The organism is Fibrobacter sp. (genome assembly GCF_045112255.1).
In the GTDB taxonomy this organism is placed as follows: domain Bacteria; phylum Fibrobacterota; class Fibrobacteria; order Fibrobacterales; family Fibrobacteraceae; genus Fibrobacter.
In genome coordinates this window covers 118,712-129,821 of sequence record NZ_JBGUHR010000025.1, presented here as the reverse complement: position 1 = coordinate 129,821, position 11,110 = coordinate 118,712, and the positions used below count along the sequence as shown (strand labels likewise).

Sequence of the window (11,110 nt, the reverse complement as noted above, 5' to 3'; positions counted from 1 at the left end):
CGCCGTTATTGACGCCATCGTTCAGGAAAAGAAGGACGAAGAAAAGAACAAGAAGAAGTTCGACAAGATCTGGTAAGTCGCGATTTTTCGCTCGCCACTGCGCGGGCGCATCTCGTCGCTTTTCAAAAAATCGCCGCAGGTAAAACTGCGGTGATTTTTTTTGATAAAATTACGCTATTTTGTATAAGGATGAATTTGTTTGGTTCGCTTGCACGGCTTTTTTATATATTGAGTGCATAAAAGGAGGCTAGGAATGAAAAAGAACTTTTTTTGTGGTTTGGTTGGCTTTACGGCGCTTGCCCTTATAGCCTGTTCTGACGATAACGGAGCAAATGTAGGGATTGACCCGATTGCGGGTGATTCTTCGAGTTCTGTAGTTGAGCAGTCTTCAAGCGCTATTGTAGAGGAGTCGTCGAGTTCGGCTGTTGTTGAATCCTCGAGTTCAGCCGTTGCCGAATCTTCGAGTTCGTCTTTGGAATTCTCATCTAGCGATGCTAATTCTTCGTCTAGCTCGATTGCAACGTCTTCGGCCAGTGAGTGCCGTGGTTTAATATGGTACGGTGATGATCCAGGGGAGGGAGCGCGTGTCCCTGTTGAGACATGTGCCGAATCTTCATGGCCGAAAAATGTTGTTGCCGATGGCCTTTGGCGCATTGTGGGAACAGATAACGAGGACGGCGGAAAGTCATCGATTATTTGGCCTGTAGATCTCGTTGATGGCATTGATACGATGGCTGTGGTTCAGGATTCCTGTTATGGAATCTGTGGTACGGCTGCTTTGGATAAAGGCTCTTTGACGTATCAACCGTTTGTATCGATTGGCTTTACGCTTGCGAAGGATAGCTCAGGAAGTCCTGTCCCTGTCGATGTATCGAACTGGGGCGGTATTTGTATCTCTTATATGTCTGAACTTCCGCCTTCGCTAGAACTGGATTTGGGCGATTCTGTCGCGGAGATGCTGAATTATGCAGAGCCGTCAGCTGGTTTGACGAAGACGTCTACGGTGACTTCAAAATGCATTCCGTGGAGTTCCTTTAAGATCCCGTCCTGGTTTAAAGGTGATGATCATGGTTGGAAAGAAGATACGGGTGCTAAGGCGGCTAAGCAGCTTGTTGGCGTGAAGATTAGGTTACAGGAAAAGCCCAAAGATGGTGGCTATAAGTTTTACGTGCAAACCATATCTGCTTATAATTCGGGGGGCGTTTTCTATGCCGGAGGTTCTGACTAGCCATTAACGGATTGCAAATGTCATTTTCGAGAAACGCCGCAGGTAAAACTGCGGCGTTTTCCGTATACAGTACAGGGTGTACTATATAGTATAAGAATATTTTCTATGTTGGTTTAAATTTGCGTATTTTGATGTAAAATAACAAATAATGTACTATAAAATATTGACTGACTGTTTTGACGAGTATATATTTTACTTGTATGAAACCGATAATTGAATATCAGGATTATCACGCTTATTTGGGCGATTACTATGAAGAACGTAAGCGTACTTCGGCGTTTTCGTGGCGTGAATTTGCAAAAATTGCCGGTTTTGTTTCACCTTCGTACCTTAAGATGGTTTGTGAAAATAAAACCAAACTGAGTAAGGCTACGATGGGCCGTGTCGCCGAAGCTATCGGACTTGTTGGTTTTGAAGTGAGGTATTTCGAAGCCATGGTCCAGTTCGGTAATGCGAAAACAGATGAAGCTAAGAAAGTATTTTTAGATCAAATGCAATCGATGGTGTTTGAACATAAAGTTCGAATTATCGATAAGGATGCGTTTGAATTTTATGACAGCTGGAAAAATCCTGTAGTACGAGAATTGGCGCCTTTGATGCCGGGCGCCTTGCCGGCCGATATTGCAAAAGTCTGTACACAGGAAATTTCTGCACAGGAAGTCCGTAAGTCGTTGCAGTTCCTGGAACATAAGGGATTTCTCAAGCAGGTTGATGAAAATGTCTACAAGCAAACGGAAAAGTCCGTGGAAGGCTCCAAGGAGGGGCTTCCGATTGCGATACGGTCGATGCACCGCCAGATGGGCTACCTTGCTATAGATTCTCTAGACCGTTTTGCGACGAATGAACGCAATGTTACGGGCATTACCATGGGTGTCAATCGCCAAACTTATGAACGTATTGTGCACGAGCTGGATGAGTGCCGTAAACGGATTGTGGCTATTGCTGAAGAATGTAGCGATATCAGACAGGTCTATAGATTGAATTTACAGTTTTTCCCGCTCTCAAAAGAAGTGGTAAAAAACGAGGAGGCTTAGGATGTTGAAAAACCTGTACTTGGTGTGTGGCGTGGTGGCTCTTGCCTTGGGTTGTTCTGGGACTTCTACGGAACCGAATACTTTTACGGGAGGCGGTGTTTTGTGGAATCCTGAGGCGGGTGACCTGGCTGTCAATACAGCCGTTTATGCTACGACATGGCCGAAAGGTGCTGTTGAAAATGGCCACTGGTTCTGGGAAGTACAGACTGATGTTGAGGATGGCGGCCTTTCGATGGTTGAATGGCCTGTTGCTCCAGGTGAAGGTGCGGATCCTTTGGCTCCTATTATCGAGGCTTGCAGCGGTATTTGCGGAACGGCTGTTTTGAAAACGGGTGATTTGTATTACCATCCGTTTGTATCGCTTGGATTCGTTCTGGCGAATAATGAAAATGGCGAATCTGTGCCGGTAGATGTCTCGAATTGGGGTGGCATCTGCGTTTCCTATTCGTCTGATGCAAGCCCTACGCTGGAGTTGGATCTGGGCGAAGAAGTGAATGAATCCCTTGGTTACGGTCAGCCTGCTGCCGCGTTGCCTAAAACGTACGATGGGGCCGTTGTTTCGAAATGCTTGAGCTGGGATGATTTCTTGATACCTTCTTGGGCGAGAGCGAATGTCCCTGCATACTGGAAGGGAAACGCTGGCGCAAAGGCTGCAAAGCAACTCGTTGCTGTTCGGTTTAAATTCCAGGCGATTGAAGGCGGGTACAAGTTTAACATCAAGTCCGTAAGGACCTTGTCCGGGATTTCTTTTGACTATGGTTATCTGGAACCCCCTGTTGATGATTCTCAGGATCGCCGAGGCTCGATTGGCGGGGATGGCGATAAAACGGACTCGGTTGACGTGAAGCGTCGCTCTGGAGATCTAGTCTATGAGGCTCTTGATTCGGTACTGGATTCGTTGCTTGGCGGGTTGACTGGTGATGATACGGAAGGACCGTGGTTCTGGAGCATGGATGACGAAGCTCTCTACCTGAAGCACAATTTTGAGGATGATGAGCCTGATGCGTCTGTTCGCCTGTTTCAGCTGAAGGATGGGGTTGAAAAGCCAGTTTCGGCCGAGAACTTGAATTGGGAGGAGATGTGTCTTGCTTATAAGTCGAAAGAATTTTTGACGTTGAAGTTTAACTTAAACCGTATGCCGAAAAACTTGCTTGGCGATAGAACGTCAATTACATTGCCGATAGGCCAGTTTGGAAAAGATTATTGTGTCAGTTCAGATGACCTTCCGTTAATGCTTTCTAGTTTGCTGCAAAACTCTAAGTGAATTTTTTAACTCCTTTGGGGAGGAGGACAACAAAAGGACCCGGCGAAAGCCGGGCCCTTTTCCAAACAACAGGAGAATTAGTTCTTTTAGCGGAGCTTGATCTGCTTTACGCTCTTCTGGCTGCCCATCTTGACGATGAGGACGGCTGCGCCGCGAGCGCTTGTGTTCAGCTGGACTTCGTTTGCGCCGGCCTTGGCGTTGAAGCTTTGCTGTGCGATAATCTGACCCATGCTGTTCATGAGCGTTGCGGTACCGCGTGTGGCCTTGTTAGTGTTGAAGGTGGCCTTCACTGTACCCGGCTGCACGTTTACGAGCATTCTGGATGCGGCAACAGCGCGCGGCATGCAAATTCCGATAGAACCCTTGCCCCAGTCGCCATTTGCGTTTGCCGGGACGAGTTCACCCTTGGCGATGCCTTCCAGTTTCGGCTTCTTGGTGTTGAAGTTCTGGAGCGTGTCTGCGGTGCCGTCGGCCTTCCAGAGGAGGATGTTGTCGAGGTACATGTCGCCAGTGAACTGGGTGCCGTAAACATTGATGCCGATGGCGTTGACCTTGGAGAGGTCTGTGAAGGCGAGCTGATCATCGCCGTCGCCGAATTCGATCTTGTAATTCTTGAAGGTTCCGAGATCGTCGACATTCCCGAGGCTGATTTCCTTCCAGTCCCAGCTGCCGGACATGTTGAAGAGCGAAACGCTTGCCCAGCCGTATTCGCCGCAGCCATCGCGGGTTGCGTCTAAGCACGGACCTGCGGATTCGCCTGCGACTCGCATGTCGAAGGAGATGGCGACGTACTGGCTCCAGCTCTTGTTGACGTCGATACGCATGGTGCCAGCTTCGCTAGAGTCGGACTGGACGGTCTTGTAAATGATGTGGAGGGCGTTGTCGCCGTCGGTGATTTCTGGGTTTTCCTTGATGGTGGAGTCGATGGAATTGCCCGGAATTGCGGCGAGGTCGTAAGCTTCGCGCATGGCGTTGAGAGTTTCGTAATCGGTGATGTCGCCGACTTTGCCCTGGTACTTGTTGGTCTGGCGGCGGATGATGGTGAAGTTGCCGTTGCCTTCGTCGCCGGTATCCCACACGCAAGGAACGAGTCCGTTCTTCTTTGCTGCTGCAACCGTGTAACCGTACCAAGCGGCGCGGGCCTTCAAGTGGGTTTTGAGGTTGTTGCCGGAAAGTTCGTCAAGACGCTTGACGGCGCCCATTTCGCCGATCACGACCGGGATGCCCTTGTCGTAGAAGCGGGTCTTGAGGCCGCTGAAAAGCTGGTCGATGGATTTCTTGGAGCCGAGGGCGGAGCCGGAGCATGTGTGGGCTGCGTCGTTACCTGGAGTCTGGTCTTCCCAGTAGTAGAACATCTTGCCCCAGTCTTCGTCGCCGCTGGTCATCAAGGAGAACTGATACGGGTAGAAGTGGACTTCGGCCATGGTGTAGCCTTCGCCGGCCGGGTCAACTGGGTAAAGTTCAGAGAGGAGCGGAGCCTTGTCGATTTCGGTACGCGGAGATTGCACGACCACGATACGGGTGGCGTTGTTGCCGCCTGTGGCGCGCACAGCCTTGAGGCAGGCTTCGTGGAATTTCTTGAGGACCTGCATACGGGTGGCGTCGAATGCCCACTGGCCGTTATCGGCACCGCCGTTCCACGGGTCGTTTACGCCCGGTTCGTTAGCGGATGCGAAGATGAGGTGTTCGTCGTAGGCGGCGAACTTGGTAGCGATCTGGGTCCAGTAGGATTCCTGCTTGGCGGCAACTGCGTCTGCAGAGCTGTTCACGAGGCCCGTCTTGTCGTAACCTTCACCGTCAAAGACGTGGTCTTCGAGCCAGCCGCCGTCCCAGTGGCTGTTCAAAATGGCGTACATGCCGTTGTTGATGACGAGATCTACGACCGTCTTCACGGAGTCGAGCCAGCCAGCGTTGATAGTGCCGTTGGATGCGTGGGAGTCCCAAGCGCAGGGAATGCGCACGGTCGTAAAACCGGCGTCCTTGATTGCCTTCACGTAAGCGGCATCCGGGAACGGGTTGCCCCAAAGAGTCGGGTTTTCAGGAACTTCCATCGTGTTTCCGATGTTGTAGCCGAGACCCATCAGGGGGTAAATTTCGGTTGCCTTGGGAAGGGCAAATGCCGAAGCTGCGGCCAGAAGGATCGAGCTAGCGGCGATGCCAAAGGTGTTCAATCTCATGTCTAAGACTCCTTGTTGAGACTTGTGATTGGGTGCCGTTTCGCTGAAAATTTTATGATTTTTGAAATTTTTTGAGAACACGTTTGGGCCTTGTAGCCCGATCTCAAACATCCCATTTTCTCATACACGCGAGAATACACCCGTATTTCGTCCTATAATATACTTGAAAGCGTTTGAAATCGCAACAGAAAAATTATTTACATAGAAATAAATAGCATGTTTGTAAGAACAAACGTGGTCTAAATCACGTTTGATTGAGAACTTTTTTTGAGAACATTTGGTGCGGCACGGGAGCCGAATGGTTCTGTGAGTCAAAAGCGACCCGTATAAACGGGTCGTGTTGACGAAAGCGAGGCGAAGAAGGAATATTTCGAGTGAATTTGAGCCGAGCGGTCTCTAGTGCGCTTCTAACCAGTTTTTGCCGAATCCGACGCTCGCGACGAGCGGAACTTTAAGTTCCATGGCGCCTTCCATTTCGGACTTGACCATCTGCGAAAGTTTTTCGACCTGATCCTTCGGGCATTCGAACACGAGTTCGTCGTGCACCTGGAGCATCATGCGGAGCGGGAGATTCTCGTCGTTGATGCGTTTTTGGATGCGGATCATGGCGATCTTGATGAGGTCTGCGGCGCTCCCTTGCACGGGGGTGTTCACGGCCATGCGTTCGGCCATTTGCGATTCCATGCGGTCGGAGCTGTCGATGCCTGCGATGTAGCGGCGGCGGCCGGAAAGCGTTTCGACGTAGCCGTCGCGGTGGGCGGCGGCCTTGGTCTCGTCGATGAACTTTTGCACGCCCTGGTACATTTCGAAATAGCCGTCAATAAAGCTCTTGGCCTGCGCCATCGGAATTTTCAGGTCGCGGGAGAGGCGGAAGGCGGTCATGCCGTAAAGCACACCGAAGTTCACGACCTTCGCGTCACGGCGCATGTCGGCGGTCACGTTTTCGAGGCTTACGCGGTTGATGGCGGCTGCTGTGCGGGCGTGGATGTCGATGCCTTCCTTGTAGCTTTCGATGAGCGCTTCGTCGCCGCTCAGGTGGGCGAGCATGCGGAGCTCAATCTGCGAGTAGTCCACCGCGAGAATCACGTTGTTCGGGTTCTGCGGTACGAATGCGGCGCGGATTTGCTTGCCGAGATCGCTACGGACGGGGATGTTTTGCAAGTTCGGGTCGCGGCTCGAGAGGCGGCCTGTTGCGGTGCCCCACTGGATAAAGCTCGTGTGGATGCGCTTGGTGTCCGGGTTCACGAGCGTCGGGAGCACGGAAACATAGGTGCTCTGCATCTTCTTGAGTTCGCGGTATTCGATGACCGCAAAGACGATGGGGTGCGCGGCGCGGAAGCTGAGTTCTTCGAGGACGGCGGCATCGGTGCTGCGCTTCTTGATTTCGGGGAGGCCAAGCGTGTCAAAAAGCACTTCGCCGAGTTGCTTGGGCGAGCCGATGTTGAATTCGCAGCCCGCCATGTCGCAGATTTCTTTTTCGAGCTTTTCGATGCGATGCTGCAAGTCGGTTTCGAGCTTCTTGAGAATCTTGGTATCGACAAATGCGCCGACGCCTTCCATCTGGTAAAGCACCTTGAGGAGCGGCATTTCCTGGCTGAAGAAGTACTTTTCGTAGTCGTACTTTTGAAGTTTGGCACGGAGCGGAGCCCAAAGGCGGAGCGTGTAGACGGCGTCTTCGGCGCCGTATTCGGTGGCGTCCTTGATGGGTGTGCGGTTGAACGTAATTTGGTTCTTGCCGCGTCCGATGAGGTTCTCGATCGGAATCATCTCGTGCTGCAAAAGTTGCATCACCTGATTGTCGAGGCCAAGCCCGGTTTGGCCGGGCGAGAGCATCCATGCGGCGATGAGCGTGTCGATGATGTTCGCGGAGTCGATTTGCTTTTGCGTGAGTCCGAAAGTGCGGGCGAGAACGTGCAAGTCGAATTTGGCGTTGTGGAAAACGAGGGCGCGTTTAGTGTCACAAGAATCGTTCCAAAATTCGATAAACCACTTCTTGGTGGCGTTAAAGTCAAAGTTGCCACCCTTGCCGGCGGGGTACGGGAATCCAATGTCGTCGGTATGCCCAAGCGGAATGTAGTAGCCTTTGGGTACGCTGCCGTCTTTTGCTGTGGCAGCGAGGCAAAGCCCGACAATGCTGCATTGCATCGGGTCGAGTCCATCCGTTTCGGTGTCGATGCCGATTTCGGTCGCCTTGTCGAATTCCTTCTTCATCTGTTCGAATGTTTCATCGCTATCGACGCAGATGTAGGTTGGTGGAATGTCGGCGGGGAAGCTGGCTTTTGTGACTTTGGCGGAATCGCCGGACGCGTTGTCGGAAGAGCCTTCGAAAGTGCCGCGAGATTCGTCGCCGTCGGAATCGTCTTTGCGCACAAAGCCAGTCTTGCTTGGAACGTTTTCGAGCAATCGAATGAGGCTGTTGATTTCGTGTTCCCTGAAAATGTTTTCGAGTGTGTCGCTGTGGATGCCGCAGAATTCAAGTGCGTCGAGATTGCCGTGGTAGGCGCGCTTTGTCTGTAGCGTCACGAGTTCGCGGCTGAGAAACGCCTGTTCCTTGTTGTTCGCGAGGTTATCGTGCAAGCCTTTCTTTTTGATGTTGTCGAGGTTTGCGTAAATGTTGTCCATGTCGCCGTATTCGGTCAACAGCTGGATGGCTGTCTTCGGACCAACTTTCGGTACGCCCGGAACGTTATCGCTCGAGTCGCCCATGAGGGCGAGATAGTCGCGGATTTTTTCTGGCGGAATGCCGTATTTTTCGAGGACCTGCTGCGGTCCAAAATCAATGCCGTCGGCGCCTTTTTCCAAGTGGAAAAGGTGGATCTTGTCGGTCACGATTTGCGACATGTCCTTGTCTTTGCTGATGATCACGACATGGTCAAATCCAGCCTTGACGGCTGCTTCGGCGGCGCTTGCCATCACGTCGTCGGCTTCGTAGCCGGGCTCTGACAAAAGCGGGATGCCGCTAGCTTCCATCGATTCGCAGAGGAGCGGCATTTGCGCTGCCATTTCTTCGGGCATGGGGCCGCGATTGGCCTTGTAGTCCGGGTAAAGTTCGTGGCGGAAAGTCTTTGTATGCGCGACATCGCGGGCGATTGCAAAATGCGTGGGCTTGTGCTTTGCCAAAATGCGAAGTACTGCGCCCCAGTAGCCGTGCATCATGGAAACGTCTTCGCCCTTGCTGTTGACGAGCGGGTTCTGGCTGTAAGCGTAGAACATGCGGAACGCGAGTGCGAAGGAATCAAGAAGTAGTAAAGTCTTTTCTGCCATATTGAGGAATGTAGTAATAAGTAGGAAGTAGGAAGTAGGAAGTCGGCAGTAAATGGTGGGAGAAATGAGCTTGTGAAAGTTACACAGGTAAGCTTGCTTGCCTGTATAACCGAACCGAAGCAGTTTTGGCGCGAAGCGCAATAAGTAGGAAGTAAAGTGTGGAAGAAATGTGCTTGTGGGTGTTGCTCGGGTCCGTAAAAAATCAAATTTCTGAAAAATGGCGAAATTTACGTAAAAATCTACCTCGTTTGCGCTTATTTGACGTAATTTTGAGATGTTGTTTGTAATGTTTTTGCTCGAATCGCTGATTTTGGAGACGAATTGATGAAAAAATGTTCAAAAAAGGCTTTGTTGGACCATAAAAATCGGCGAAAAATAGGAAAAAGCAAATGCTTAGAGAAAAATTTGATTAATTTATATGGAATTTTACGTGAAAAATGCCAAAATTGCTCTTTTTTTGACGTAAAAATCGGCGAAAAAGCAATTTTCGAAATTTATGCGTTGTTCGCTTTAAAATGCTTTGTGCAAATTCTTGATGATGTCGCTGGGGAGCATGCTGAATGCGCCGAGTTCTTCGCGTGTGATGCGGCCTGCTTTCTGGTGCAAAAGTGCGCCGAGTACGGCGGCTTCTGTTGCGGTGAGACCTTGCGCGAGGAGCGCAACGATAATTCCCGAAAGTACATCTCCGCTTCCGCCTTTTGCCATCCCAGAATTGGCGACGGGGATGATGTAGACTTTGCCGTCAGGCGAGGCGATATATGTTGGAGCGCCTTTTAGCAAAATGACTTTATCTGTGCTTTGAGCGATTTCTCTTAAACGGCTTGGAATTTCGCAGCAGTTGGTAGGAAGATCTCCGAAGAGCCTTGCAAATTCTCGCACGTGGGGCGTTAAAATAGCGGGCGATTGCAAATTGCACAAATACTGGATTGTCGCGCAGTTGCTTATGGCGGTGGCGTTTTCGTTTAGTGTCGCAATGGCGTTTAAGGCGTCGGCGTCGATGACGGTCGCTGCACTCAACTGCGGGAGAAAATCAAGAACGGCCTGGACTGTGCCTGCGTTCGTCGAAAGCCCGGGGCCAATGGCGATTGCGCTTGCGTACTTTGCGCGCTTTAACAATGTCGGAATGTGCTGCGACTGCAAAGTCCCGCGATTCTCGGAACTGGCACAGTTCTCGAGACTGCAAAATACAGGTTCCGAAAGCTTTGCCTGGATGATCGGCGTAATCGCTTCCGTCGTTGCTAGCGTAACTAATCCCGCGCCGCCGCGGAGCGCGGCTTCTGTGCAAAGCGCTGCTGCACCCGGCATGTCCTTTGAACCTGCAATGATGAACGCGGTCCCTTGATTTCGCTTGTCTCCCCATTCATCGCGCTTGGGCAAAAGTTGCGGAATTGCTTCTTCTGTGACGAGATAAATTTTTTCGTCAAATTGCTGAACGACTTTGTCTGGATAGTTTAGCGGGGCAACAACTGCGTTCCCGAATGCAGGCCCGCCTTCTTTTGTGTAGGCGTCCAAACGCGGAAATCCGAACAGCATGGTTTCGTTCGCGTGAGCGCAGGTGCCATTGCAAATGTGAGCGCTTGAATCGTAACCTGTGGGCGCATCTGCTGCGATAACTGGAAGTTCGCTTTCGTTAATGACTTCTACGGCTGTCGCAAATTCCGTGCGAAGCTCGCCCTTGGCTCCGTTTCCGAGCATGCAATCGACGACGAGCTTGAATCCGTCGTGCAAAAAGAATGAGGCTTGCTTGGGTTCTTCGGTGATTTTCTTGAAATCAAAAAGAGAGCCGCCTGCCTGCAAAAAATCGTCAAGCGCTAATTTGGCTTCGTTCTTGAATTTGCTTTCTGGTGCAAGGCTAAAGACTGTGCTTTGAATCCCTGCTTGCAAAAGGAGCTTTGCAAGTACAAGTCCGTCTCCTCCGTTATTCCCGCTGCCAATGAAAATGGCGATGGGCGCGAGCGCTTTTGATTGAACGAACTTGTATAAAGCAAGACCTGCCTCTTGCATTAACGTGTATCCGCTTTGGATGACGTCTTTTTCGGATGGTTCGCTCGTCGTCTTTTTGGCCAGATATGCTTTTGACGCAGCGTCAAGATTACGCATGCCTTCGGTTGAAAGGACCGGTTGCAAATTTAAGGACTGGAGC

General features: G+C 51.0%; 6 protein-coding genes. 3 read left to right on the top strand and 3 right to left on the bottom strand.

Translation table 11 applies throughout. The features are described from left to right. Positions 1-253: 253 nt before the first annotated feature. The 3 genes from ACJMM9_RS02575 (at position 254) to ACJMM9_RS02565 (ending at position 3,526) form a co-directional block, all read left to right on the top strand. Positions 254-1,228, top strand: coding sequence for a hypothetical protein (locus ACJMM9_RS02575; protein WP_405323580.1), 975 nt, complete (start codon positions 254-256; stop codon positions 1,226-1,228). Positions 1,229-1,428: 200 nt separating this feature from the next. Then, a complete protein-coding gene (locus ACJMM9_RS02570; RefSeq protein ID WP_088640850.1) occupies positions 1,429-2,262 on the top strand; it encodes a TIGR02147 family protein in 834 nt (277 codons plus the stop codon). Between the two features lies 1 nt (position 2,263). Next, positions 2,264-3,526, top strand: a complete 1,263-nt coding sequence (locus ACJMM9_RS02565) for a hypothetical protein (protein ID WP_405323575.1) — start codon at positions 2,264-2,266, stop codon at positions 3,524-3,526. An 86-nt stretch (positions 3,527-3,612) separates the two neighbouring features. Here ACJMM9_RS02565 and ACJMM9_RS02560 read toward each other — a convergent pair whose 3' ends face one another. The 3 genes from ACJMM9_RS02560 to ACJMM9_RS02550 form a co-directional block, all read right to left on the bottom strand. Next, complete coding sequence (locus ACJMM9_RS02560) at positions 3,613-5,703, bottom strand: glycoside hydrolase family 5 protein (RefSeq protein ID WP_405323573.1); 2,091 nt, start codon at positions 5,701-5,703, stop codon at positions 3,613-3,615. A gap of 396 nt (positions 5,704-6,099) precedes the next feature. Then, on the bottom strand, positions 6,100-8,967 hold the full coding sequence (gene polA, locus ACJMM9_RS02555) for a DNA polymerase I (RefSeq protein WP_405323570.1): 2,868 nt from the start codon (positions 8,965-8,967) through the stop codon (positions 6,100-6,102). A gap of 510 nt (positions 8,968-9,477) precedes the next feature. Beyond that, on the bottom strand, positions 9,478-11,067 hold the full coding sequence (locus ACJMM9_RS02550) for an NAD(P)H-hydrate dehydratase (RefSeq protein WP_405323567.1): 1,590 nt from the start codon (positions 11,065-11,067) through the stop codon (positions 9,478-9,480). Between the last annotated feature and the right edge of the window lie 43 nt (positions 11,068-11,110).

Excerpts from the sequence above, each read along its gene's own strand:
- ACJMM9_RS02575 (WP_405323580.1), top strand. The coding sequence starts at position 254 with ATGAAAAAGAACTTTTTTTGTGGTTTGGTTGGCTTTACGGCGCTTGCC.
- ACJMM9_RS02570 (WP_088640850.1), top strand. The coding sequence starts at position 1,429 with ATGAAACCGATAATTGAATATCAGGATTATCACGCTTATTTGGGCGAT.
- ACJMM9_RS02565 (WP_405323575.1), top strand. The coding sequence starts at position 2,264 with ATGTTGAAAAACCTGTACTTGGTGTGTGGCGTGGTGGCTCTTGCCTTG.
- ACJMM9_RS02560 (WP_405323573.1), bottom strand. The coding sequence starts at position 5,703 with ATGAGATTGAACACCTTTGGCATCGCCGCTAGCTCGATCCTTCTGGCC.
- polA (WP_405323570.1), bottom strand. The coding sequence starts at position 8,967 with ATGGCAGAAAAGACTTTACTACTTCTTGATTCCTTCGCACTCGCGTTC.
- ACJMM9_RS02550 (WP_405323567.1), bottom strand. The coding sequence starts at position 11,067 with ATGCGTAATCTTGACGCTGCGTCAAAAGCATATCTGGCCAAAAAGACG.